At 69.1% G+C, this 24,585-nt stretch carries 23 protein-coding genes; 9 read left to right on the top strand and 14 right to left on the bottom strand.

The features are described from left to right. Positions 1-74: 74 nt before the first annotated feature. From J2739_RS07795 to J2739_RS07785, 3 genes are read right to left on the bottom strand one after another with little or no spacing between them, the layout of a single operon-like run. Complete coding sequence (locus J2739_RS07795) at positions 75-728, bottom strand: phosphatase PAP2 family protein (protein WP_309900234.1); 654 nt, start codon at positions 726-728, stop codon at positions 75-77. Then, entirely contained in the window at positions 728-2,692 is a 1,965-nt protein-coding gene (locus J2739_RS07790; protein ID WP_309900232.1) for an MFS transporter, read from the bottom strand. Before J2739_RS07790 ends, J2739_RS07795 begins: the two co-directional genes overlap by 1 nt. Before the next feature lie 22 nt (positions 2,693-2,714). Beyond that, a complete protein-coding gene (locus J2739_RS07785) occupies positions 2,715-3,557 on the bottom strand; it encodes a hypothetical protein (RefSeq protein WP_309900231.1) in 843 nt (280 codons plus the stop codon). Positions 3,558-3,680: 123 nt separating this feature from the next. On the opposite strand from J2739_RS07785, the gene J2739_RS07780 reads away from it, so the two are divergent. Then, complete coding sequence (locus J2739_RS07780) at positions 3,681-4,415, top strand: helix-turn-helix domain-containing protein (RefSeq protein WP_309900229.1); 735 nt, start codon at positions 3,681-3,683, stop codon at positions 4,413-4,415. A gap of 156 nt (positions 4,416-4,571) precedes the next feature. Here the strand turns inward: J2739_RS07780 and J2739_RS07775 are convergent, their stop codons facing one another. From J2739_RS07775 to J2739_RS07750, 6 genes are all read right to left on the bottom strand, one after another. Next, positions 4,572-5,840 carry an FIST signal transduction protein gene (locus J2739_RS07775; protein WP_309900227.1) on the bottom strand — a complete coding sequence of 423 codons (1,269 nt, stop codon included), beginning with the start codon at positions 5,838-5,840 and terminating at the stop codon, positions 4,572-4,574. A 31-nt stretch (positions 5,841-5,871) separates the two neighbouring features. Continuing rightward, positions 5,872-6,621 (bottom strand): PhaM family polyhydroxyalkanoate granule multifunctional regulatory protein, encoded by a 750-nt coding sequence (locus tag J2739_RS07770; RefSeq protein ID WP_309900224.1) that lies wholly within the window; start codon positions 6,619-6,621, stop codon positions 5,872-5,874. Between the two features lie 79 nt (positions 6,622-6,700). Continuing rightward, on the bottom strand, positions 6,701-7,606 hold the full coding sequence (locus J2739_RS07765) for a copper chaperone PCu(A)C domain-containing protein (RefSeq protein ID WP_309900222.1): 906 nt from the start codon (positions 7,604-7,606) through the stop codon (positions 6,701-6,703). A gap of 26 nt (positions 7,607-7,632) precedes the next feature. Further along, a complete protein-coding gene (locus tag J2739_RS07760; protein WP_309900220.1) occupies positions 7,633-9,960 on the bottom strand; it encodes a TonB-dependent receptor in 2,328 nt (775 codons plus the stop codon). Between the two features lie 98 nt (positions 9,961-10,058). Continuing rightward, positions 10,059-10,412, bottom strand: coding sequence for a DUF2946 family protein (locus J2739_RS07755; RefSeq protein WP_309900219.1), 354 nt, complete (start codon positions 10,410-10,412; stop codon positions 10,059-10,061). Positions 10,413-10,422: 10 nt separating this feature from the next. Next, complete coding sequence (locus J2739_RS07750; RefSeq protein ID WP_309900217.1) at positions 10,423-11,496, bottom strand: TraB/GumN family protein; 1,074 nt, start codon at positions 11,494-11,496, stop codon at positions 10,423-10,425. A 106-nt stretch (positions 11,497-11,602) separates the two neighbouring features. On the opposite strand from J2739_RS07750, the gene J2739_RS07745 reads away from it, so the two are divergent. After that, positions 11,603-12,016, top strand: a complete 414-nt coding sequence (locus J2739_RS07745; RefSeq protein ID WP_309900215.1) for a VOC family protein — start codon at positions 11,603-11,605, stop codon at positions 12,014-12,016. 4 nt (positions 12,017-12,020) lie between these two features. After that, positions 12,021-13,187, top strand: coding sequence for a toxin-antitoxin system YwqK family antitoxin (locus J2739_RS07740; protein ID WP_405053847.1), 1,167 nt, complete (start codon positions 12,021-12,023; stop codon positions 13,185-13,187). 12 nt (positions 13,188-13,199) lie between these two features. Here the strand turns inward: J2739_RS07740 and J2739_RS07735 are convergent, their stop codons facing one another. From J2739_RS07735 to J2739_RS07725, 3 genes are read right to left on the bottom strand one after another with little or no spacing between them, the layout of a single operon-like run. Continuing rightward, positions 13,200-14,174: a Bug family tripartite tricarboxylate transporter substrate binding protein gene (locus tag J2739_RS07735; protein ID WP_309900211.1), complete on the bottom strand. Its 975-nt coding sequence runs from the start codon at positions 14,172-14,174 to the stop codon at positions 13,200-13,202. A gap of 31 nt (positions 14,175-14,205) precedes the next feature. Continuing rightward, complete coding sequence (locus J2739_RS07730) at positions 14,206-14,436, bottom strand: hypothetical protein (protein WP_309900208.1); 231 nt, start codon at positions 14,434-14,436, stop codon at positions 14,206-14,208. After that, a complete protein-coding gene (locus J2739_RS07725) occupies positions 14,433-16,178 on the bottom strand; it encodes an FAD-dependent monooxygenase (protein ID WP_309900207.1) in 1,746 nt (581 codons plus the stop codon). Before J2739_RS07725 ends, J2739_RS07730 begins: the two co-directional genes overlap by 4 nt. Positions 16,179-16,252: 74 nt before the next feature. Between J2739_RS07725 and J2739_RS07720 the strand changes: the two genes are divergently transcribed. Next, positions 16,253-17,032, top strand: coding sequence for a LuxR C-terminal-related transcriptional regulator (locus J2739_RS07720; RefSeq protein WP_309900205.1), 780 nt, complete (start codon positions 16,253-16,255; stop codon positions 17,030-17,032). Positions 17,033-17,105: 73 nt separating this feature from the next. Here the strand turns inward: J2739_RS07720 and J2739_RS07715 are convergent, their stop codons facing one another. Further along, positions 17,106-18,110 (bottom strand): fumarylacetoacetate hydrolase family protein, encoded by a 1,005-nt coding sequence (locus J2739_RS07715; RefSeq protein WP_309900203.1) that lies wholly within the window; start codon positions 18,108-18,110, stop codon positions 17,106-17,108. A 79-nt stretch (positions 18,111-18,189) separates the two neighbouring features. Here J2739_RS07715 and J2739_RS07710 point away from each other — a divergent pair, with 79 nt between their 5' ends. From J2739_RS07710 to J2739_RS07700, 3 genes are all read left to right on the top strand, one after another. Further along, positions 18,190-19,350: a DUF3108 domain-containing protein gene (locus tag J2739_RS07710; RefSeq protein ID WP_309900201.1), complete on the top strand. Its 1,161-nt coding sequence runs from the start codon at positions 18,190-18,192 to the stop codon at positions 19,348-19,350. Between the two features lie 121 nt (positions 19,351-19,471). Then, positions 19,472-19,750 carry a BTH_I0359 family protein gene (locus J2739_RS07705; protein ID WP_309900199.1) on the top strand — a complete coding sequence of 93 codons (279 nt, stop codon included), beginning with the start codon at positions 19,472-19,474 and terminating at the stop codon, positions 19,748-19,750. A 129-nt stretch (positions 19,751-19,879) separates the two neighbouring features. Then, positions 19,880-20,719 (top strand): ChaN family lipoprotein, encoded by an 840-nt coding sequence (locus J2739_RS07700; protein WP_309900197.1) that lies wholly within the window; start codon positions 19,880-19,882, stop codon positions 20,717-20,719. Between the two features lie 16 nt (positions 20,720-20,735). Here the strand turns inward: J2739_RS07700 and aptA are convergent, their stop codons facing one another. Beyond that, the gene (gene aptA / locus J2739_RS07695) at positions 20,736-22,070 is read right to left on the bottom strand and encodes an omega-aminotransferase AptA (RefSeq protein ID WP_309900196.1); all 1,335 of its coding nucleotides are present in this window, start codon (positions 22,068-22,070) and stop codon (positions 20,736-20,738) included. A gap of 89 nt (positions 22,071-22,159) precedes the next feature. Here aptA and purU point away from each other — a divergent pair, with 89 nt between their 5' ends. Both purU and J2739_RS07685 read left to right on the top strand, forming a co-directional pair. After that, positions 22,160-23,008: a formyltetrahydrofolate deformylase gene (gene purU, locus J2739_RS07690; RefSeq protein WP_309900194.1), complete on the top strand. Its 849-nt coding sequence runs from the start codon at positions 22,160-22,162 to the stop codon at positions 23,006-23,008. Between the two features lie 32 nt (positions 23,009-23,040). After that, a complete protein-coding gene (locus J2739_RS07685; RefSeq protein ID WP_309900192.1) occupies positions 23,041-24,546 on the top strand; it encodes an FAD-linked oxidase C-terminal domain-containing protein in 1,506 nt (501 codons plus the stop codon). The last annotated feature ends 39 nt before the right edge of the window (positions 24,547-24,585 follow it).

Raw genomic sequence — 24,585 nt, 5'->3', positions numbered from 1 at the left:
CGAATGATGGTTCGCGCGTTCACCGCGGGGCGCAGATTCCGCGCCGGTGGCGAAACTCGCCGCTCCCGGTATCTTCAATCGGTACCGATGCGCTGCCGGCGCCGCAGCAGGTCCTCGCGCGTGAAGGGGCGATCGATACCGGCCAGCCGCACGGCGACCAGGCCGAGCGCGTCCTGCGTGGGCGCCGGCGTGCCTGGGCGAAGGAACAGCATCGGCGAGACGATGCTGAGCAAGAGGAGGAGCCAGTGGAGCCGCGGCGGCGGCCGGTGATGCTGCCGCCACAGGAACAGCGCGCTGACGGCCGCGCCAACCGCGAACCCCGCCGCAACCTCCGACTTGGAATGGGCATAGATCGCCAGTCTCGACAGGCCGATGAGCGCGGCGAAGACCCAGCCGAGCGCGGCGGCGGAGGCGCGCACGCGCGGCGCCCGATGGGCAGCGACCAGCCAGAAGGCGACCGGCCAGATGCTGGCCGAAAGCATGGTGTGGCCGCTGATGCCGGTGAAGTTGAGCATCGCGCTGCCGATGCCCCAGCCCAGGAAAGCGATCTTCGATGCCGCAACGAGGGCACCGGCGGAGCCGAACAGCACGAGCCAGCGCCATGCGATCGGCCGCGTGACCGTCCGCACGCCCAGCCACACGGCAATCCAAGCCGCGACGGGCAGCAGGAAGCCGCTGTCACCGAACCAGGTGATCGATTGCCAGGCGTCGTCGGGCAGAAACAGCATCAGGTCGGCTGGCTGCCCAGCAGCCCGCTGACGCGCCGCTGCAGAGCCTCGGGCTGTACCTCGGCGCGCGCCATCGCGCCGCCGACGCGCAGCCCGACACGACTGAAGAAGCCGCGCCGGAAGGGGCGCACCATCGCCACGCGCTCGCCGTCGCGCACTTCGATGCGGCTGAAATACGAACCCCAGAGGTTGGTCAGCGCCATCGGGATCACCGGCACGTCGATGCCTTGGGCGCGAGCGTCTTCGAGGATCCGCATCACGCCGCCCTTGAAGGGCTGCAGCGTGCCGTCGCGCGTGATGGCGCCCTCGGGAAAGATGGCGAGCAGGTCGCCTTCGCGCAGCACCTGGACCGCGCGGGCGAAGGCGTCCTCGTAGGCGGCCGGATCTTCCTTTTGAGACGCGATCGGAATGGCCTTGGCCAGGCGGAACAGCCAGCCGAGCACCGGCACGCGGAAGATGCGGTGGTCCATGATGAAGCGGATCGGCCGCGGGCTTGCGGCCATCAGCAGCACCGCATCGATGAAGCTCACATGGTTGCAGACGAGCACGGCGGCTCCCTCGGCCGGAATGTGCTCATCGCCCTTCACGTCGAAACGGTAGACCAGGTGCGACAGCATCCAGGCGACGAAGCGCAGCAGGTACTCCGGCACCAGCATGAAGATGTAGAAGGCAACCACCGCATTGGCGATGCCGGTCAAGAGAAAGATCTGCGGGATCGTGCAGCCGGCCTTGAGGAGCGCGCCCGCGATCACGGCGCTGGCGATCATGAAGAGCGCATTGAGGATGTTGTTGGCCGCGATGATGCGTGCGCGGTGCGTGGGCTGGCTGCGCAGTTGGATCAGCGCGTACATGGGTACGCTGTAGAGGCCGGCGAAGAGCGACAGCAGGCCCAGGTCGGCCATCACGCGCCAGTGGGCCGGCTGCGCGACGAAGCCCGCCAGGCCCATGTCCGCCGCGGGCGGCAGGTTGCGCGAGGCGAAGTAAAGGTCGATCGCGAACACGCTCATGCCGATCGCGCCCAGCGGCACCAGGCCGATCTCCACCTGGCGACGGCTCATGGTTTCGCACAGCAGCGAGCCGATGCCGATGCCCACCGAGAACACCACCAGCAGCAGCGAGGCCACCTGCTCGTTGCCGTGCAGCACCTCCTTGGCGAAGCTCGGGAATTCGCTCAGGAAGACCGCCCCGAAAAACCACATCCACGAGATCCCCAGCAACGAGCGGAACACCACCAGGTTGCCATGCGCGAGACGCAGGTTGCGCCAGGTCTCGCTGATGGGGTTCCAGTTGATCACCAGGCCAGGATCGGTTGCCGGCGCCTGCGGAATGGCCTGGGCGACGACGCGCCCTGCCAGCGCCAGCAGCAGGCAGGCCACCGCCACGGTCGTGTGGCCGATGCCCGGCAGCGCAACCAGCAGGCCGCCGGCCACCTGGCCCAACAGGATCGCGACGAAGGTGCCCATCTCGACCATGCCGTTGCCGCCAGTGAGCTCGCGCGCATCGAGCATCTGCGGAAGGTAGGCGAACTTGACGGGACCGAACAGCGTCGAGTGCAGCCCCATCAGGAACACGCATGCCAGCAGCAGCACCGCATCCGCGCGCAGGAAGCCCCAGGCAGCCAGCGCCATGATGGCGATCTCGAGGTTCTTGACGAAGCGGATCATCTTCGTCTTGTCGTACTTGTCGGTCAGCTGACCCGCTGTGGCCGAGAACAGCAGGAAGGGCAGGATGAAGAGCGCGCCGATCGCCAGGCCCGCCATCACCGGCGACAGCCAGCTCAGCTGGAGCTGGTAGGTCACCATCACGGTGAAGGCGAACTTGAAAAGGCTGTCGTTCGCCGCGCCCTCGAATTGAGTCCAGAAAAAGGGTGCGAAGCGCCGCTGCTTGAGCAGGGCAAACTGGTTGGCGTGCGGATTCGGCTCGTGCGCAACGGCGAGGGTGGAGGCATCGGCGGGTGTCGTCATTCGAATGTCCCTGGCGGGCTCCTCAGGCCGTCACCGCGGCCGCGCCCGGATTGTGCCGCAGCGTCTGCCGTCCCATGGCCTGCAATGCATGCAGCACCGGCAGCGCCGCCAGGGCCGCCGTCAGGTGCTTGAGGCTGTGGCCGGCCAGCAGATGGTGCGTGGCCTCGTAGATGGCGTGGTCCGACAGCTCGAACAGCTTGGCCAGGGCATAGAAGAAGATCACCCAGCCCAGCCGCAGACCGATGGCTCCCTGAGCCGGCCGAGCCAGCGCCAGCACGAGCACCAGCAGCATGCCGCCGAACTGGACCAGCGCCCAGGGCATCGCATTGCCCGTTTCCTGGCACACGGCCACGGCCAGCAAGCCGGCACCCAACACGAACCAGGCGGTCGGCCAGCCCGCGCGCGAACTGACCCGCTCGCAGACGGCGCAGCCGATCAGCCCGGCGAAGGCCACCGTCATCCCGGCACGGTCCGCAGCCAGGCGCAAGGCGTCGGGCTGCAAGTGGTAGAAGGCGGAGCCGGCCGCCGTGATGACCAGGCCGGCGAAGAACATCCAGGCACAGTCGAGCAGGTTGACGGGCGGCTGGACCACGGCCTGTTGCAGCGGCACCGCGTCCTGCACATGCTCGTGCGCCCGATCGTGCCAGTGGAGCCAGCGCAGGCCCCAGACGCCGAATGCCGCGAAGGGCAGGTTGCTCAGCACGTCCATCGCGTGCGGCAGGCCCAGCCAGCCGCGCTCATCCGCAAAGGGAGCGCCGCCCGCCCCTGGCGACGGCAGCGCGGGCCCGGCGATGGCCAGCAGCAGAAGCAAGGCGAAGAAGGAGAGCAGAACACGTTCGCGGCGGGAGAGAAGCGTGAGGGACATGGCGAGTTCCGGGTGAGAGATCGGTGCCGCGGAATGTAGGTTGTCAAGCAACGGGGGAGCATCGAGAATCGATACGGCGTACTTTTTCACGCCTATCGGTATCGAGAGCCAATACCCGACTCCATGAGCACCACCGTCGACCTCATCCAGGCTCTCAAGAACGAGCTCAAAACCGCCCGCATGACCTATGCGGATCTCGCCAAGTCGCTGGACATGGCCGAGTCCAGCGTCAAGCGCATGCTCGCCAAGGGCGACATGCCGCTCACGCGCGTCGATGCGATCTGCCGTGCGCTGAAGATCGATTTCGCCGAGCTGGCGCGGCGTGTCGCCGATGCCCAGCCCTTGCTCAAGGAGCTGACGCTCGAGCAGGAAAAGGCCGTGGTGAAAGACAAGAAGCTGCTGCTCCTGGCCATCTGCGTGCTGAGCCAGTGGACGCTGGAGCAGATCGTGGCGGCCTACCGCATCAACGAGGCCGAATGCATCGGCTACCTGGCGCAGCTGGATCGCATCGGCATCATCGAGCTGCGACCGCTCAACCGCTACCGGCTCAAGCTCGCCAAGACCTTCCGCTGGCGTCCGCACGGGCCGGTGATGGACTTCTTCCGCGAAAACGTCGTGCTGGACTATTACCGCGGCGGATTCGACGGGCCGGCCGAAGGCCTGCTGCTGGTGCACGGCTCGATCAGCAGGTCGCTGGCCCCGGCCTTCCTGGACCGCCTCCAGCGCGTGGCGCAGGACTTCGCCCAGCAGCACCAGACCGATCAGAAGCTCTCGCCCAAGGAGCGCGAGGGCTACACCCTCCTGCTGGGCATGCGCAATTGGGAGTTCGAGCTCTTCACGCGGCTTCGGCGATCCTGAGCCGATCGCCGGTACCTTCCCTGCGCCTCAGTCGTCGCGCATCAAGGCCTCCATCAGCGTGCGCAGGATGGCGCACAACTCGGGCTACGACTTCACCGACGGCAACGTCGTCGTCGGCGCGGCCTGCTGGGTGCTCATGGCCGAGCGCTTTCTGCGCTAGTCGTTGGCAGCGAACACCGTCAGCACGCCGGTGTAGCCGTACAGGTGGTGCCGTGCGATCTCGCCCGCTGCGAAGAAGCCGACCAGCGGCACGTCGCCCAGCGCATGGCGCACGATCTGAAGTTCGGCGCCGGGCGCGCCGAAGTGCGGCCCGCCCCGCCCGGAACAGCTCACGTACACCGCGCCCGCAATGCGTCGCGCCGGATGAGGCGCGGCCTCGGCCTCGCCGGCCGCCACCGCGCGCGCGGTGGCGAGCGTCTGCTCCTGGGGCTCGAGCTCCTCGCGGATCTCGGCGCAGATGCGCATGAGGTCGGCGCGCGCGGCCTGCGCGTTGCGACGCACGAAGCTCATGCGCATGCCGGACTCGGCCACGTCGGCGATCGCGATGCCGCGCCGCGTGGGGTCGAGGCCGATGATGTGGCGCACCAGCACGTCGGCCCCCAGGTCGCCGGTGCGGCGGATGCCGTCGCTGCCTGCGTCGACCAGGCCGACCAGGGTGCCGCGTACCGCCTCGATCGCCTCCTGCGGCGCTTCCAGCGAAACGTCCAGCTCGGCCAGCAGCACGTCCAGCGCGGGCTGGCCATCGAGCTCGAGCAGCAGATTGCCCTCGGCCTCGGTGATCTCGCGCTCGCGCGACACCGGCTGGCAGCCCTGGGTCACGCGCGACACCAGGCGCACGGCCTCGCCGAAGGCCACGCCCGACAGGCCGCCTGAGAACACGCCGCCCGCGGCGCCATGACCACGGATGTTGCCGTTGCCGCCGATCGCGAACTGCAGCGCGCCGCCGCGGCCCGAGGACAGTCCGCCGAAGAGATAGCCGGTGTCGGTGCGCCCGGCCATCTCGGCGATCAGCTCGGTGAGGTCCGGCGTCGCGGGGTCGGCATGCACCAGCGCCGTGTGCGCCGCGAAGCCGCTCATCTCGGAGCCGGCCAGGGGCGCCACGCCCGAAAATACGCGGTACTGGTCGCTCGGCAGCATGCACAGCATGACGGAAAGGCCCGGCTCGTCGAAGTACTCGGCGTTGTTGGCCGACACGCCGATGCCGACGGTGCCCGACCAGTCCGTGATCTCGGGCAGCTCGGCGCCCAGATGATCGAGGATCTGCTGCGCCTCGGCCGCGTAGTGGTCCGTGATGTAGAGCAGGCCCAGCGTGGGCGAACGCGCATAGTCCGGCAGCGCCATTTGCGCACGCAGCTGCGCGAGCACCAGCCCGGCTGCCATGCGCCATTGGGGATGGGTGGCGTGGCCCGTGGGAAACAGCTTCATAAACTCGGACTCCCCGCAACGTGGTTGGAAATCAGCGCGCGCGCGTTCGCTTGCGCGCTGCCGTCGTCGTCTTCTTGGCCGCGGTCGGTGCCTTCTTCATGGCGGTGGCCGTCTTGCTGGCCGGCGTAGGCGCCGGGGCACCCATTGCCTGGCCGACCGCCTCGGCCAGCGGCTGGGCCGCGGCGGGCATCTTCAGCTGAGAGGCATCCTTCAGCGCCGAGCTGGCGATCTGCTGGAACTGCTGCGTGAGCGCGCCCCACCACTGCAGCGGGTCCACCACGCCCCCGCCGCCAGCCTCCTGCGCGGCGGGGCCATTGGATTTCCGGGACTTGGCGGCGCGCTTGGGCGCCGGCACTTCAGCCGCCTCGTCGGGCTCGGCGGCGACTTCGGGTTCGGGCTCCGGGGCCCGTTCCTGCGCACGGGGCGCGGGTGCCGCCGCGACTGGCGGTGTCGCGGCCGATCGGGTGAAGGCATTGGCAAGGTCTTCCATGCGCAGATTCATGCCGCGCAGGGTCGACAGCGTCATCTTCTGCACCTCCAGCGCCTGGATGGTGGCCTTGAGCGCATGGCCGTTCTGCTCGAGCCAGTACTGCACCGTCTTGAGCTCCTGGATGCGCTTGTCGACTTCCTCGACGCTCAGCGTCGGCGCCACCCAGCTCGACAGGCTGGGCATGCCGGGCACCGCGCTGGAGCCACCGCCCGACGCACCGCTCGCGAGGCTCTGGAGAAAGTCGAAGCCCGGAACGAACTGGCTGAAGGCGAAGGGCTTGGCGTCGCTCATGGGCGGTCTCCTGCGAGGGTTTTTGTATTCGGCCAGCTTACTCCATGCGCACGGCCCTGGGGCCGGGTCAATGCTTGTCTCAATGCTTGTGTGTGCCGCCCGCGGAGCCTGCGGGGCCGGACAACACGGGCACGTCGAGCTGCAGCGTGCTCTTCTGCCCCTTGGCATCCTCGAAGCGCAGGGTCAGCGGCACGCTGCTGTCCTTGGCCAGTGGCTGCTTCAGGTCCGTGAGCATCAGGTGGTAGCCGCCGGGCTTGAGCTCGACGGTCTGCCGAGCCGGCAGTTCGAGGCCGCCTTCCACCGCGCGCATGCGCATGGTGTCGCCTTCCATTTTCATCTCGTGGACGTCGGCGACGCCGGCGACGGGCGTGGATGCGCCGACCAGGCGCGCGCCCGTGGGTGCGGTCAGCTTCATGAAGGCGCCGGTACCGCTCTGACCGGGCACCGAGGCGCGGATCCAGGCATCGCGCACCTCGACCGGTGCCACGCCGGGCGCGAGCACCTCGAGCCGCGCCGCCGGGTTTTGCAGGCCCTCGGTCGACGTGCCGCTGGCCGGCACCTGTGCCCAGTCCGTGCTGCCGGTGTCGCAGGTCTGCAGCACCTTGAACCACAGCACGCCGGGTGCCGCGGGCAGCTTGCCGCGCAGCACGAACTCGCCCGCCTCGCTGCCCGGAAGCACCGCCTGCGCGCTCTCGGCGGTCCAGCGCACCTCGCCGCCGTTGTCGGCGGTGGCCTTCTGCACATCGAGCTTCCAGCCCTTGCGCGCCTGCGCATCGCTGAAGGAGAAGCCCTTGGGCAGGCGAACGGCGACGCCGGTGGTGCTCTTGGCCTCCTTGCAGGCATGGCTAACACGGAAGGCGGCTTCGTAGTCGCTGCCGGCGGTCGCGCCGCCGCGCGGCAGGGCCACATGGGCCAGGGCACTGCCGGCGCCTGCCAGCAGGAGGGCGAAGGCGAGGCTCCGGGGAAGAAATGGCTGGTTGTTCATGGCATGGCTCCTTGGGGAAGTGTGAATCAAAGGTCGAAGCGGAGTTGAGCGCTGTAGGTGCGCTGCGGGTAGGGGTGGAAATTCCAGTACTGCTCGTTGCCGGCGTTGTCGATGCCGAAGGCGGCCGACCAGTGCTTGTCCACTCGGTAGACCACCCGCAGGTCGACGATGAAGTACCTGCTGGCGCCGAAGTAGGCGAAGGCGTTCACGTCGCTGTTGTCCAGGTTCGAATACTGGCGTCCGCTGTAGCGCGCCGCCACGGTGTAGGCCCAACGCGCATCGGGCTTGTAGGCGGCGTAGACCGTGGAGCGCCAGCGCGGCACGCGCGGCTGCCACTTGCCCACGCTGGCCGGGAAGCCGGCGTTGGCCACGATTTTCGAATCGGCATAGGTCACGCTGCCGCCGAACTCCAGGCCTTTGACGAACACATCCTGGCCGGTGTAGGCCAACTCGAGGCCGGTGGTGCGTACCTTGTCGACGTTCTGCACGCGCGAGACGTTCGAGTTCGCAATGAGCTGGCTGTAGAGCGCATCCATGGTGGTCTCGTGGAACAGCGTGGCGCGCGCCAGGCCGCTGCCCATGTCCTTCTCGGCCGAGAGCTCGCCGGTCCACGACTTCTCGGGCTGCAGGCCCGCGTCGTTGATGAAGGACAGCGCCCCGCCCGAGGTCGCGCCGTAGAGCTCGCCCACGGTCGGGTAGCGCACCGCGCGCCCGACGGAGGCCTTGAGCACCGTGTCCTTGGTCAGCTGGTAGGCGAGCGCGGCCTTGGGCGAGAGGTCCGATACGCTGCGCGCGGCATAGCCCTGCGCGCTGGCGCCGGTGGCGGTGAAGCCATCCTTGGCCTGCCAGTGTTCGTAGCGCAGGCCGAGCACGGCTTTCCATTGCGGCGCGAAGCCCCAGCTGTCCTGCACCCAGGCGCTCTGCGTCTGCGTGCGGCCGCCGACATTGCTGACGACGGACCCCGGCACGGCCGGCCCGTCCAGCCAGCTGCCCAGCACATTGTTCTTCGCGATCGCCAGCTTGTACGCATCGCGCCCGACACCGAAGTCGACGATGTGCGCACCGCCCACGCCCTGCGGCCGCCAGGTGCCCTTGGCCGCCAGCGTGTTCCAGCCGGTGCCGTCCTGGTCCTGCAGCGTGCCGACGCCACCGATGGCCGCCAGGGGCAACGCGACCGTGGGAGCGCGCTGCTGGTCCTTCGCGTAGTCGTACAGGCTCGCGGCCACTTCCCAGTCGAACTCCCCTTTGGTGTTGCTCTTGACCGACAGGCCATGCATGTAGTGCGTCTGGGCATCATTGGTCAGCGGGAAGGCTGTCGGCGCGAGCGTGAAGCTGCGTCCGCCGATGTTGACCGGCCCGCTGTAGACCGGCTGGCCCGCCCCGTCGAACAGATAGCTCTCGGGCCGCCCCTGCGACGTGTTCTGCCACCAGCCCAGCGTGTAGGCGGCGCGTACGGTGGGCGAGAAGTCGTAGGCCAGCTTGAGCTTGGCATGGTCCTGCACCGTGTGATAGGCCGTGCCGGTGCCCAGGATGTACCAGGGCGTGCCGGTGGTGTTGCGTCCCGGCACGAACCCCGTCACCGGGGTGCCGCGGCTGCCCGGCGTGCCCGAGGTGACGGTCGCCGTGGTGAAGGTCAGCGGCTGCCCGCGGCTGTCGGTGCGATTGACATCGATCCACCACGACCAGTCGCCGCTGCGGCTGCCGAGCGAAGCGCTGGTCTGCCAGCTGTCGAAGGTCTGGTGGGTGTTGTACAGGCGGTTGGGCTGCGACGCGTAGCCGGCCTTCACGTGCGCCTCCAGCTTCGTCGGCATGCGCGTCACGTAGTCGACCACCGCGCCGGCCGAATTGCCGGGGTAGGCGGCCGAGAAGGGCCCGTACATCACGTCCACGCGCTCGATCTCCTCGGGCGTGACCAGCCCCCAGCGCGGCGCGTAGTTGGTGCCGTTGGCGATGCCGTTGCCCAGGTAGTTGGACAGCAGGATGCCGTCCGCATAGACCGCCGAGCGTGCACTGTTGCCGGTGCCAGAGGCGCGCGTCGAAAGGATGGCGTGGTTGTAGTCGCCGATGTAGCGCTTGCGCACCAGCAGGCTGGGCAGGTACTTGAGCGCATCCTCGCTGTCGGTGGCGTTGATGCGGGTCTCGATGTCCTCGCGCGTGATGCCTTCGATGGTGGTGGGGATCTGCGTGGGCAGCGAGGTGGGCTGGCCGCCGGTGACGGTCACGATGCCGAGCGACTTGGTGCGATCGCGCGCCCGGTCGTCGAGCGGCGTCGGCGGGGTCTCGGCCAGCGCCGGCCCGGCGAGCCAGGGCAAGGCTGCGCCCAGGGCCAGCCTCAGCACGGTTTTCTTGTTCATGAAGAGCGCTCCTCGGCGCCGCGGCGCCGGTGCATTGCAAGGAGATCGGCGAGAGCGCGCCGGGGGTGCGCGCTCCCGCTACCGGATCGACAGCAAGCTCAGAGCGCAGGCGGGCCGCGCGCGGGCAGCGGGGCCGCGGTGGCCGCTGCGATGCGCGCGGCCGGGATGGGTTGGACCGCGTGGCCCAGCGGGAGGGGATGGGGGCGCGCCGCCACGGGTGCCGGCGGCGGCGCGCCGGTCAGGAGGCACAGCGGGCAATCCATGTGGGTGGCGCCCAGTTGCGGCGCGCCGTCCTCGCCCTGCACCACCACCTTGATGGCGCCGACGCTGGAGCACACCAGCTCCAGCGCTTGCGGATGCACGACCGGCGATGCGATCGCCGCGCCCAGCGACAGCGCGAACCACAGCAGCACGAGGCGGCCGAGGTGGTGGGCGTGGCGCAGGCAGGACATGGGGTTGCGATTATCGGCGAGGCGGTGCGCTCGCGGCTTCGACCGGTTCCGCCGATGGGGATGCGGAAAGCGAGGGAGAGGCCGGGACGGGCACCACCGGCGTGACACGGAAGCCGCGCGCCGCCAGCAGCGCGGGCAGGCCGGCCGGCCCCACCATGTGCAGCGCGCCGACGGCGCCGAACACGCGCCGCCCCTGCTCATGCAGCCGCGCGATGCCCTCGGCCAAGCCGGGGTTGCGCTCGTCGAGCAGTCGCAGCAGCGCGCGCCGCTCGGCCGGCGTGCGCACGCAGTCGCACCATTGGGCGTAGCTTTCGAGCCGCGACCCGTCATTGCGCGCCCAGGCCTGCGCCAGCTCCCCGGCCAGCGCGCCGGCCCGGCCCGATTCGAGCTCGTCCAGCGCCTGGTCGACCTGCTCGCCCTCCTCCGCCTCCGAATCCCCCATCAGCATCTTCAACTGCGACGCGGCGCTTTCGAGCGCCACCACCGGCTTGCCGCGGGCCCGCGCCAGCCCCGAGAGGACAGGCTCGCTGCCGAAGTCGCCGTAAAGACCTTCGGCACGTGCCGCGAGCATGGCCAGCGTCGTGACCTGCAGGATCGGCCTGAGGCTGGCGAGCGCACCCTCCGGCAGGCAGGCCGCCGCCACCTGGCGGTCCAGCCGGCGCTGACGTTCCGGCGTGAGCAGGCGCGCGCTGGCGGCGGCATCGGCCGGGGTGCTGAACACGGCCACGGTCGCAGGGTCTTCCAGGTCGAGCTCGAGCGCCAGGGTGTCGCTCTGCATCAGCGCGCGCAGCACGCGCCGGCCCGGAATCATCCATTCGGCCTTGCCCAGGTGCATGGTGCCGTAGAGCCAGGAGCGGTGGCCGTCCTTCTCGATGCGCCACAGCAGCCCGCGGTCTGTGCCCGACGCCATCGCGCGCGACAGGGCAGCCGGCGAGAGATCGGGCACGGGCGCCGCGGGCGGGCAGGCCATCGGCGCTCCCGCCTCGCCGCCCGCGAACACAGGGGCGGCGCCGGCGCACAGGCCGGCGAGGGCCAGCGCACAAAGGGCCCGCCGCCAGCCGGTCAGGGCGGCGCCAGGCTTCATTCGGGCCTCCAGTGCCGCCGCGACATCGGCGATGGGTCGGATGGTGATCTCAGGGTGTCTGTATCCACAGGTATCGGGACCGCGGCGGCGCCGCTATGCTCTTCGAATGCGCAGCATATTTCACCTCGCCTTCAACGTCCGCGATCTCGACGAGGCCCGGCGCTTCTACGGCGGCCGCCTCGGTTGCGCCGAAGGCCGCAGCACCGGCACCTGGGTCGACTTCGACTTCTTCGGCCACCAGATCTCGCTGCACCTGGGCGAGCCCTTCGCCACCGCGCGTACCGGTCACGTGGGCGATGTGATGGTGCCGATGCCGCACCTGGGCCTGATCCTGGAGCTGCCCGACTGGCAGGCACTGGCCGAGCGCCTGGAAGCAGCCGGCACCGAGTTCGTGCTGAAGCCGCAGGTGCGCTTCGAGGGGCAACCGGGCGAGCAATGGACGATGTTCTTCTGCGACCCCTCCGGCAATCCGATCGAGGTCAAAGGCTTTCGCTCGCTGGATACCGTCTACGCCAGCTGAATCCATGCCCGTGTTCGCGCGTCCGCTCGGCCTGGCAGCCGCCCTGCTCGCCTTGCTGCCGCTGGGCGCGCACGCAGTGCAGGACTGCGAGCTCAATGGCCAGAGCGTGAATCCGGCCAACGGCCACACCACGGCCGGCAAGAGCGGCCTGATGCGCTGCAAGGACCGCGACAGCGGCGAGCTGGTGCGCGAGCAGCAGCTCCAGAACGGCGCCTTCACGGGCGTGGTGCGCCACTACGAAAAGGGCAAGCTCCTGAAGGAGCACAGCGTCAACGCGCGCGGCAACATGGAAGGCCCGGCGCGCGAGTTCTCGCCGGCCACGGGCCGGGTGCTGCGCGAGGCGGTGTTCGACAACGGCCATGAGACCGGCCTGACGCGCAGCTTCCATCCCAACGGGCAGCTGCGCCGCGCCACCTTTTACGCCGAGCCGGGCGAGCGCGCGTACGCCGAGTTCACCGAGCGCGGCCAGCTCTCGGCACTGCGCTGCGGCGACAAGCCCCTGCTGGCGCCCGCGGCCGACGATGCACGGCTGTGCGGTTTCGTGGGCAGCACGCCCTCGCAAGTCGAGCTCTTCGACGCCAAGGGCATCCTGCGCACGCGGCTCGCCTACCTGGCTGGCAAGCGGGTGCGAAGCGAAGAGCTCTATGACAACGGCAAGCCCTCGGTGCAGGACGAGATCAACGGCGATCAACGCGTCGAGCGGCACTGGTCGTCCGAGGGCATCAAGCGGCGGGAGATCGTCTATCTGCTGCTCGAACGCGGCGCGATCAAGCGGCGCGAGCAGGCGTTCTCCGAGAAGGGCACGCTGGTGCGCGACCAGCGCTGGGGCGCCGCGGGCGAGCCCCTTTCCGACGAGAGCTACTACCTCAACGGCCAGCCGCGCAGCAAGGCGACCTACGGCGAGGGCAACGAGGCGCGCACGGTCGAGATCACCGAGTTCCATGACAACGGCCAGCGCGCCGCGCAGGGACGCTTCGCCGTCGTGAGCCGCTTCAGGCAGGTCCCCATCGGCCTGCACCAGCGCTTCAGCGACAGCGGCGCGCTGCGCGCCGAATCGAGCTACGACGACAAGGGCCGCGTGACGCGCGAACGCAGCTGGGATACGGAGGGCAAGCTGGAGCGCGACGACGAGGTCTTCGAGGACGGCTCGCGCAAGGCCTACGCAAGGTAGGCCTTCAGGTTCTCAATCGAGCTTGATCCCTGCCGACTTGATGATCGGCCCCCAGCGCTTCGACTCCGCGCGCGACAGCGCGGCGAACTGCTGCGGCGTGCCGGGCATCGCCTCCATCCCGAAATCATTGAAGCGCTTCTGCACCGCCGGCACGGTGAAAGCGCGGTTGAGCTCGGCATTGAGCTTGCTCACCACCGGCGCGGGCAGTCCGGCCGGGCCCAGGATGCCCTGGAAGGCGAACACCTTGGTGTTGGGCACACCCACTTCCGCCAGGGTCGGCACATCGGGCAGCAGCTTCGAACGCGCGCCCGAGCCGATCGCCAGCACCCGCACCTTGTGCCCCTGCATGATCGGCAGGCCCGAGGCCAGGTCGAGGAACATGCACGGCACCTGGCCGCCCATCACGTCCGCCATCGCCGGCGCCGCGCCGCGGTAGGGAATGTGCGTGATGAAGGTGCCGGTGCGGTTCTTGAACATCTCCATCGCCAGGTGGTGCGGCGAGCCGTTGCCCGGCGAGGCGTAGTTGACCTTGCCGGGATTGGCCTTCACGTAGGCCAGGAAGGCCTTGAAGTCCTTGGCCGGAAAATCCGGATGCACCACCAGCGCGAGCGGGAACTTGCCGATCGCGCCGATGTAGCTGAAGTCCTTCTCGGGGTTGAAGGGCAGCTTGCTGAACAGGTACTCGTTGAAGGCCAGCACCGCGTTGTCGGCCGACATGATGGTGTAGCCGTCGGGCTTGGCCCGGGCGACCAGTTCGGCGCCGATGTTGGTCGAGGCGCCGGGCCGGTTGTCGACCACGATTTGCTGCCCCAGGGGCTGGCGCATGGCTTCGGCCAGGGTGCGCGCGATGACGTCCGTACCGCCGCCGGCGGGATAGGGCACCACCCACTTGATGATCTGTTCGGGGTAGTTCTGCGCGCGCGCCCAGGGTGCGGCGCCGGCGGCCGCGGTGGCGGCGAGGGTGGTGAGCAGGGTTCTGCGGTCCATCGAATGAAGTCTCCTGAGTGATTTCTTGGGATCAAGCCTTGCCCGCCTCGGCCGGCGATGCGGACAGCGAAGGCACCGGCAGCTCGCGCAACGCTTCGGCGAGCGCGGCCCGGCAACGCGCCTCGTCGCCGAGCTGCTCGAAGAGCAGCAGCACGAGCCGCGCGAGGAAAAGCGATTCTCGGTCGGCACCGGCTTCGCTGATGGCGTTGGCGCATTCGGCGTAGAGCCGGTCGCGGGCTTCGAGCGTCAGCGCGGCCGTCATGCGATCTCCTGGGTCGCGAGCGCCGATGCGCGCGCGAGCGCACGCATCAATGCGCCCGGCGGTACGCGGCGCCAACGCGCGGCCACGTGGCCGTCAGGGCGCAGCAGATAGACCGCACCTTCCGCTGCACCCAGCGCTGCGAAGACGGCGCCATGTTCCGCGCCCGGCGGCAGGACGCGCAGCACCGGCTGCAAAGGGCCGGCCTGAGCGGCGGCGAGCTCGGCCTCGAAGCCGGCGTCCGGGCGATCGATGTTGAGCACGAGCACGGTGAACTGCGGCCCCGCCCAGTCGGAGAGATGCAGCCCGGGCGCCAGCGGCTGCTCGGGCAGCGTCTCGCCGGGGCGCGGTCCGGCGGGCAGCGCATCGCTTTCGCTGGAGAGCGCGGAGGCTTCGTAGCACACGGCCTGCGTCTGCCGCGGGTTGATCAGGTTCGCGATGCCCCGATGCGCGCCCGAGAGCGACAGCGCCGCCTCGCGCAGCAGGTCGAAACCGCGCGAGGGCGGCGACATGAACTCGGTGCTGCGCATCGCGCTTTCGGCATTGATGTGGAAGGCGGCGATGCGCTCCTGCGAATAACTGTCGAGCAGCGACGCGTCCGACACGCCACGCGCCACCAGTGCCAGCTTCCAGGCCAGGTTGTCGGCATCGTCGAAGCCCGAATTGAGGCCGCGCACGCCGAAGATCGGCATCGCGTGCGCGGCATTGCCGGCGAAGAGCACGCGGCCATGGCGGTAGCTCTGCAGCGTCATTGCGCCGGCGCGGTAGACCGAGGTCCACACCGTCTTCCAGGGGAGGTGGCCCTCGCCGATGGCGTCGAGGTGGCGCTGCACGAACTCGGCCACGGCGGCGGGCTGCAGGGCCTCCTCGGTGCTCTGGCCGGCGCGCAGCTGGTAGTCGATGCGCCAGATGTCGTCGGGCTGGCGGTGCATCAGCACCGTCGAACCGGGGTTCCAAGGCGGGTCGAACCAGGCCCGGCGCTCGGTCGGGTGGGTGCTGTGCAGCTCGATGTCGATGATCACGTAGCGGCCTTCGTAGGCCGTGCCTTCGAGGTTCAGGCCCAGCGACTTGCGCACGAAGCTCTGGCCGCCGTCGCAGCCGACCAGCCATTGCGCATTCACGGCATACCCGCCCAGGGCATTGCGCGCCTCCAGCATGACCCCTTCGGCGCCCGTCGTGAAGCCGGTGAGCTCGGTGCCCCAGCGAATGTCGATCAGCCCCGGCTCCGCAACGTTGCGGCGCACGATCTCGTCCAGCAGGTACTGCTCGATGTAGTACTGCTCGAGGTTGATCATCGGCGGCAGCTTCTGCCGCTCGTCATGCGGCATCTCGAAGCGGAACACTTCCGCGGTCTTGTAGAAGCTGCGGCCACCGGTCCAAGGCAGGCCCTTGTTCAAGAAGGCCGGCAGCGCGCCCAGGCGCTCGACGATCTCCAGGCTGCGGCGCGAAATGCAGGCCGCGCGGCTGCCGACGCAGACGGTGTCGTCGGCTTCGAGGATCACGCTGCGCACGCCATGGTTGGCCAGGCCCAGGGCGAGCGCCATTCCCACGGGGCCGCCGCCGGCGATCGCCACCGGATGGCGGCGGGCTTCGACGCCGTCCTCGAGGGGCGGCAGCGCGGGCGCGAAGCGCGTGTAGCGGAAATCGCCGACCTGCGGCGGCATCCCGCCGGCCGCAGGCGGCAGCGGGCCGGTGGCGGCATGGCCCGGGCGGGCGGCCGGTGGGGACAGGACAGCGGTGTTCATGCGAAGGGATTGTCCCGATGCCTCGGGAGCGCCGATGTCCTAACTTTGTACGACGTGCTTACCCTGAGATTCCCATGAGGCGCTGGCCGCTGCGCAGTGTCGAGGAGCGGGCCTTCGCGGCCCCCGTGGTCAGCGACGTGCTCGCCGGTATCGGCACGCCGCATCTGGCCGCCAGCTACCTCGGCGCCCTGCACCGGGTGCTGCCGGTTACCTTCTGCACCGTTTTCGCCGTCGGCGCCAGCGGCCGAATCGAGACGGTGTCGGCCGCCAGCAGCTACGGCAGCACGGCCGAGCGAACGGCCGAGCGCTACGTGGCCCAGCGCTTCGACCGCCTCGATCCCAACATGGTGTGGCTCGCCGGGCGCAAGCTGCCCAAGCGCCCCCAGCTCTGGATGGGACACCAGCGCGCCGACGAGGTGGCGGACCCGGCCTACCGCGCGGCCTGCTATGGCGACGTGGGCATCCGCGAACGCGCCTCGGTGCTGCTGCTGTTGCCCACCGGGCAGCGCACGGCGGTGAGCTTCTACCGCAGCCTCGCGCAAGCGGAGTTCGATGCCCGCGACTTCGCGTTGCTGGAGGCCCACGCGACCCTGCTCGCCGATGCCACTCTCGCGCACGGCCGCAGCGCGATGGCGGCACGCGAGGCGGCCGAGCCCAGCCTGGGCACGCGCCTGCTGGCCCTGAGCCTGCGCGAGCGGGAGGTGATCGGCCACCTGCTGGCCGGACGCACCGCGAAGGAGACGGCACGCGAGATCGGCATCGAGCTGACCACGGTGCGGACCCACCAGTACAGGGCGTTTCGGCGGCTGGGGATCCGGAGCTTGAAGGACTTGCTGCGCGGTGCTTCGGCCTGATGTGTCGTCGAGATGGAGATTTGCGGCGCAGTGCCTTGTCATGTCGCCCTGCGCCCAAGCGACCGGCGGGTGTTCAGGGCGCCGCCACTTCCTGATCGATCGCCCCGAACACCGACTGCCCATCCCGCCCCTTCATCTCGATGCGGATCGTGTCCCCGTACTTCATGAATTCGGTGCTCGGCTGGCCGTCCTGGATCGTTTCGATGCAGCGTTTCTCGGCGATGCAGCTGTAGCCCTTGGGCCACTCCATCCGCCCGCCTTTCTCGACGCCCTTGTTGCTCACCGTGCCGCTGCCGACGATGCTGCCGGCGCGCACGTTGCGCGTCTTGGCGATGTGCGCGATGAGCTCGCCGAAGTGGAAAGTCATTTCCTCACCGGCGTCGCACATGCCGACCTTGCGCCCGTTCCAGCTGCTCTGCAGCGTGAGGTGCACGCGCCCGCCCTCCCAGGCCTCGCCCAGTTCGTCGGGCGTGACGGCCACCGGGCTGAAGGCGGTGGCCGGCTTGCTCTGGAAGAAGCCGAAGCCCTTGGCCAATTCGTTCGGGATCAGGTTGCGCAGGCTCACATCGTTGGCCAGCATTACCAGGCGGATGCCGTCGAGCGCCTGCGCGGGCGTGGCGCCCATCTTCACGTCGCCGGTGATCACGGCGATCTCGGCTTCGAAGTCGATGCCGAAGGCCTCGTTGGCCACGACGATGCGGTCGCAGGGGCCGATGAAGTCGTCGCTCCCGCCCTGGTACATCAGCGGGTCGGTGTAGAAGCTCTGGGGCACCTCGGCGTTGCGGGCCTTGCGCACCAGCTCCACGTGGTTGAGATAGGCCGAGCCGTCGGCCCACTGGTAGGCGCGCGGCAGCGGCGCCATGCACTGCGCGGGATCGAAGGGAAAGGCATGCCGCGTGCGCCCGGCGTTGAGGGCGTCCGAGAGGTCCTGCAACTGCGGACTGACGAAGCCCCAGTCGTCGAGCGCCTGCTGCAGGCGGTTGGCAACGCCGGTGGCGTAGTGGGCGCTGGCCAGGTCGCGCGAGACGACGACCAACTGGCCATCGCGAGAGCCGTCCTTGAGGGTGGCGAGTTTCATGGTGAGACGGGCGCGGATGCCGGCACGGCACCGCTGCCACTAAACTGGTTGGACGGGCGGCAGTGTACCGAGCTGAACCTTGGCAGCAGCCTCCGATCCACTCCCGATGCACCCGCGCTTCGCCGCTCCCGCCCCGCCCAGCGTCCCGCGCCCGCCCTGGCGCGTGCTGCTGCTGCTGGCAGCCGCCGTGCTGCTCGCGCACCTGGCCCTGCTGGGCCTGGCGCCCCTGGCGGGGGGGCCGCATCCCTCGCCGCTGGCCGGCAAGTTCATCACGCGGACCATCGTCGTCGCACCGCCTGCGGCAGCGCCGGCGGAAGCGCCACCGCCGCCCGCCGCCAAGCCCGCCCCGCCCCGCCCCGCACGACCCAAGCCGGCGCCCCGATCGGTTGCACCCGCGGCATCGAATTCGGTGCCCCCCGAAAGACCGGCAGCCGAGCCGCCAGCGTCCGCGGCGGCCGAGGCGCCGGCGGAGCCCGGCCCCGCCGAAGCCGCTCCAGGCGCGGCCACGGGCGACCCTGCAGGCACGGGCTCCGCACCGGCGGCCGCGGCCGGAAGCGGTGCCACCCCGGGCCAGGCGGAGGCGCCGGCTCCAATCCATATCCCGGGGTCGGTGCAGCTCGCGTTTGCGGTCACGGGCCAGATCGGCACCGCGCCGATGCAGGGCGTGTTCGGCAAACTGCTCTGGCAGCAGGATGGCCAGCAGTACGACGCGCAGCTCGCGCTCAATTTCCTCTTCAAGACCCTCCGCAGCCAGCACAGCCATGGTGCGATCGGCCCCGGCGGCATCGAACCCGCGCGCTTCTCGGACACACGCCGCAACGAGGTGGCCGCGCATTTCCTGCGTGAACAGGGCCAGGTGGTGTTCAGCAACAACGCGCCGAGCGCGCCGCTCCTGCCGGGTGCGCAGGACCGGCTCAGCGTGATCCTTCAGCTCGGCGCGCTGATGGCCGGCGATCCGGGCCGCTATCCGCCCGGCGCGGCCTTCGCGATCCAGACGGTGGGACCGCGCGATGCGGACCTCTGGATCTTCAAGGTCGAGGAGGACGAGCATCTGACCCTGCCGGCCGGCGAGTTCAACGCCCGCAAGGTCACGCGCAACCCGCGCAAGCCCTATGACGACAAGGTTGAGCTTTGGATTGCGCCCGAACTCGGTTATCTGCCGGTGCGGATCCGGCAGACCCAGGCCAATGGCGATTTCGCGGATTTCCAGTTGCGGGAGGCTCAAGGTGCCCGCCCCTGAAGCCAATAAAAGCACAAAAAATGACGGCGCGTGCCTACAAAACAACAGCTCTTATTGAAACTGGCGCGTTCAGTGCTATCTAACCAACATGAAGGCCACAGACATCCTCACTGGACCCGCCATGCAAATGCTTTACGACTCCGACTCCTTTGTCGTCGTGCACGTGCAGCCGACCGAAGGCGACGTGCCCGTGGCGCCGAACATTCCCGTGCTCGCGCGTCATGGCTTCGAAATCGTGGACAAGCGCTCCGGCAAGGAGGTTTATCTCGATGGCTCCTGGGCGGAGCTCTTCCAGCAGCAGATCGCCGCGTGGCAACTCAATACACCGACCCAGGAAGAGGTCGAAGACACGCTCGAAGGCTATGCCGAACTCGCCCATACGCCGGTGCTGGTCCATTAAGCACCGGCGCCCTCCTCGCTTTGCCAAAGGCCTCGGCCAACTTCGCTTTCGCGTCCCGAAAATTCGCTCACGCTCCCATTGAACGCGCGTGATGGCGCTCGGCGCGCCGCCCTCGCGTAGGATGCCTCGATGGCGCGTCCCTCCCTCTCCTTGCCTGCCTGGCCGGCCGCCCTTCTGGCGGTGGCCCTACTCCCCGGTTGCGCGGCCTTCGGGCCACCGGCGGATGCGCCTGTTGCCCGCCGTGCCCTGGCCCTGCTGCCGGCCGACGCCGTGCTTCTGGGCGAACAGCATGACGCCAGCGAACACCAGGCGATCGAGCGCGAAATGGTCGAGGCGCTGGCGGCGCGCGGGCGCCTGGCGGCGCTGGCCATCGAGATGGCCGAGGAAGGCAACAGCACCGCCCACCTGGGCGCCGACGCGACCGAGGCCCAGGTGCAGACCGCCCTGGGCTGGAACGAGAAGGCATGGCCCTGGAGCGACTACGGGCCGGTCGTGATGGCCGCGGTGCGTGCCGGCGTTCCGGTGCTCGGCGCCAACCTCGGGCATGCACGCATGAAAGATGCGATGGCCGACGTATCACTCGACGCCCAGCTCGGCGCCGAGGCGCTCAAGGTCCAGCAGGAGGCCGTGCGCGAGGGCCACTGCCGCTTGCTCCCCGAGTCGCAGATCGGCCCCATGACGCGCATCCAGATCGCCCGCGACCGCGCCATGGCGCAGACCCTCCTCAAGGCCCGCATGCCGGGCAAGACGGTGCTGCTCGTGAGCGGCGCCGGCCACAGTGCCAAGGCGCTGGGCGTGCCGCAGCATCTGCCCAGCGACCTCTCGGTGAAGACGGTGCGGTTGCAGGCCGGCCTCCCCTCGGTGCTGCCGCGCGAGCCGGACGCCTTCGACGCCGTGTGGCAGACGCCCGCGCTGCCCGAGAAGGATTACTGCGCAACGCTGCGGGCGCAGGCACGCCCCCCGGGCTGAGGACCGCGCAGGCGTCTCAGGCGTTCTTGCGGATCGAATCCGCGAGCGTGTTGACCAGCGTGTCGATGTGCGACTTCTCGACCACGTAGGGCGGCGCGATCACGATCACGTCGCCGGCCGGACGCACCAGCGCGCCGTGGTGGAAGCAGTCCAGGAAGATGTCGTAGGCGCGTTTGCCCGGCGCGCCCGCGATCGGCGCGAACTCCACCGCCGCCGCCAGGCCGAGGCTGCGGATGCCGATCACGTTGGGCAGCCCCTTGAAGGTGGCGTGAAAGGCATCGCCCAACACCGGGGCCATCTCGCCGGCGCGCGCGAAGAGCTTTTCCTTCGCGAAAAGATCCAGCGTCGCGATCGCCGCGGCGCAGGCCACCGGATGGCCCGAGTAGGTGTAGCCATGGAAGAACTCCACCACGTGTTCCGGCGCGGAGGTGTTCATCATTTGGTCGTAGAGCTTGTCGCGGCAGATCACGCCGCCGAGCGGGATCACGCCGTTCGTCACGCACTTGGCGAAGTTCAGCATGTCGGGCACCACGCCGTAGAAGTCCGATGCGAAGTTCGTCCCCATGCGGCCGAAGCCGGTGATGACCTCGTCGAAGATCAGCAGGATGCCGTGCCTGTCGCAGATCTCGCGCAGCTTCTGCAGGTAGCCCTGGGGCGGCAGGTACCACCCGGCCGAGCCGGCCACCGGCTCGACGATGATCGCGGCCACGTTGCTCGGGTCGTGCAGCGGCAGGATGCGCTGCTCCAGATCGGCCAGCGCGTCCTCGGCCCACACGGGCTCCTGGTTGTGGATGTAGGCGTGATTCACCGGATCGTGGATGAAGCGCATGTGATCCACGCGCGGCAGGAAGGCCGAGCCGAAGACCTTGCGGTTGCCCGGAATGCCGCCCACCGACATGCCGCCGAAACCCACGCCGTGATAGCCCTTCTCGCGGCCGATGAAAACGTTGCGGTGCCCTTCGCCGCGCGCGCGGTAATAGGCCAGCGCCACCTTCAGCGAGGTGTCGGCGGCCTCGCTGCCCGAGTTGCAGAACAGCACCTTGTTGAGGTCGCCCGGGGCCATCGCGGCGATCAGCTCGGCCGCCTTGAAGGCCTTGTCATTGCTGACCTGGAAGGCCGTGGCGTAGTCGAGCGTGTCCAGCTGCTTCTTGATCGCCTCGTTGATTTGCTTGCGGTTGTGGCCCGCGCCCACGCACCACAGCGAGGAGATGCCGTCGATCACCTTGCGGCCGTCGTGCGTGGTGAATTCCATGCCGTCGGCCGCAACGAAGACGCGCGGGTCCTTGCGGAAGTGGCGGTTGGGGGTGAAGGGCAACCACTGGTTGTCCATGCTGAAGTCGTTGTAGGCCATCTTCTTCGCTCCTGCAGGGTGGATGCTGGGGGAAGGGCATTTTGGCACCGGGCGCAATCTTCGGCAGCCCTGCGACAATCCTCGCCCTTATGACCCCCGCGTACATCCTCACCCTTTCCTGCCCCGACCGCACCGGCATCGTCCATGCCGTGTCCGGCTTCCTGCTCGAGCGCGGCGGCAACATCGAAGAAGCAGCGCAGTACAACGACCACGGGACCGGCCTGTTCTTCATGCGCGTGCGCTTCGCTTGCAGCGACCATGGCGAGGCTGCGCTGCGCGATCAGATCGCGGGCCTGGCCCAGAGCTTCGGCATGTGCTGGAAGCTGCACGTGGCGACCGAGGCGATGAAGACGGTGATCCTGGTCAGCAAGGAAGGCCACTGCCTCAACGACCTGCTGTTCCGCTGGAAGAGCGGCCTGCTCTCGATCGACGTGCGCGCCATCGTCTCGAACCACCGCGACTTCTACCAGCTGGCGGCCAGCTACAACGTGCCCTTCCACCACATCCCCGTGACGGCCGCCACCAAGGCCCAGGCGGAAGCCCGGCAGCTGGAAATCATCGAGGCCGAGGGTGCCGAGCTGGTGGTGCTGGCACGCTACATGCAGATCCTGAGCAACGACCTCTGCACGCAGCTTGCCGGCCGCGCGATCAACATCCACCACTCCTTCCTGCCCAGCTTCAAGGGCGCCAAGCCCTACTACCAGGCGCACGACCGCGGTGTGAAGCTGATCGGCGCCACCGCCCACTACGTGACGGCCGACCTCGACGAGGGCCCGATCATCGAGCAGGACGTGGAACGCGCCGACCACACCGACACGGTGGAGGACCTCACCGCCCGCGGCCGCGACACCGAGACCCAGGTGCTGGCCCGCGCCGTCAAGTGGCACAGCGAGCACCGGGTGCTGCTCAACGGGCACCGCACGGTGGTCTTCAAGTAGCGCGCATCGCCACCTGCCTCGGAGCCCCACCCATGAACGCGCCCACCACGACGACCCAGCGCGACCCCCTGCAGGCCGCCGAACGCCAGGCCGAGGTGGTCCGCGCACTGCAGGCCCGCCTGCCCGCGCATGCCCTGATCTGGCAGGCCGAGGACACCACGCCCTATGAGTGCGACGGCCTCACCGCCTATCGCCAGCGCCCGCTGGCCGTGGCCTTGCCCGAGACCGAGGCGCAGGTGCAAGCCGTGCTCCAGACCTGTCACGCACTGGGTGTGCCGGTGGTGGCGCGCGGCGCGGGCACGGGGCTCTCCGGCGGCGCGATGCCGAATGCGATGGGCGTGACGCTCTCGCTGGCGAAATTCAACAACATCCTGAAAGTCGACCCGGTCAGCCGCACCGCCGTGGTCCAGTGCGGCGTTCGCAACCTCGCGATCAGCGAGGCGGCCGCGCCTTTCAACCTCTACTACGCACCCGATCCGTCGAGCCAGATCGCCTGCACCATCGGCGGCAACGTGGCCGAGAATTCGGGCGGTGTGCATTGCCTCAAGTACGGCCTGACCCTGCACAACGTGCTGCGCGTGCGCGGCTTCACCGCCGAGGGAGAGCCGGTCGAATTCGGCAGCGAGGCGCTGGACTGCGCCGGTCTCGACCTGCTGGCCCTGGTGGTGGGCAGCGAGGGGATGCTGGCGGTCACCACCGAGGTCACGGTCAAGCTCGTGCCCAAGCCGCAGCTGGCGCGCTGCATCATGGCCAGCTTCGACGACGTGCGCAAAGCCGGCGACGCGGTGGCCGCTGTGATCGCCGCCGGCATCATCCCGGCCGGCCTGGAGATGATGGACAAGCCGATGACGGCCGCGGTCGAGGACTTCGTGCGCGCCGGCTACGACCTCGAGGCCGCGGCCATCCTGCTGTGCGAATCCGACGGCACGCCGGAAGAGGTGGAGGAAGAGATCTTTCGCATGAGCGAGGTGCTGCGCGCCTCCGGCGCCACCGCGATCTCGGTGAGCACCAGCGAGGACGAGCGCCTGAAATTCTGGAGCGGCCGCAAGAACGCCTTCCCCGCTTCGGGCCGCATCAGCCCCGACTACATGTGCCTGGACTCGACGATTCCACGCAAGCGCCTGGCCGACATCCTGCTGGCGATCCAGGAGATGGAGAAGAAGTACGGCCTGCGCTGCTGCAACGTGTTCCACGCGGGCGACGGCAATCTGCACCCGCTGGTGCTCTTCGATGCCAACGACCCGGACGAGCTGCACCGCTGCGAGCTCTTCGGCGCCGACATCCTGGAGACCAGCGTCGCCATGGGCGGCACGGTGTCGGGCGAGCACGGCGTGGGCGTCGAGAAGCTCAACAGCATGTGCGTGCAGTTCACGGCCGAGGAGAACGAGCAGATGTTCGGCGTCAAGCGCGCCTTCGATCCGGCAGGGCTGCTCAATCCAGGCAAGGCCATCCCCACGCTGCAGCGCTGCGCCGAATACGGCAAGCAGGTGTTTCGTGGGGGACGGATCATTCCCCACGCCGAGCTGCCGCGCTTCTGACCATGAGGGCTTGGGCGGCCGGGGCAGGGCGTGGTTCTG

It is taken from the genome of Variovorax soli (assembly GCF_031454625.1).
Lineage (GTDB): Bacteria > Pseudomonadota > Gammaproteobacteria > Burkholderiales > Burkholderiaceae_C > Variovorax > Variovorax soli_A.
The sequence above is the reverse complement of the archived record's forward strand: the minus strand, read 5'-3'. Positions and strand labels throughout refer to the sequence as shown.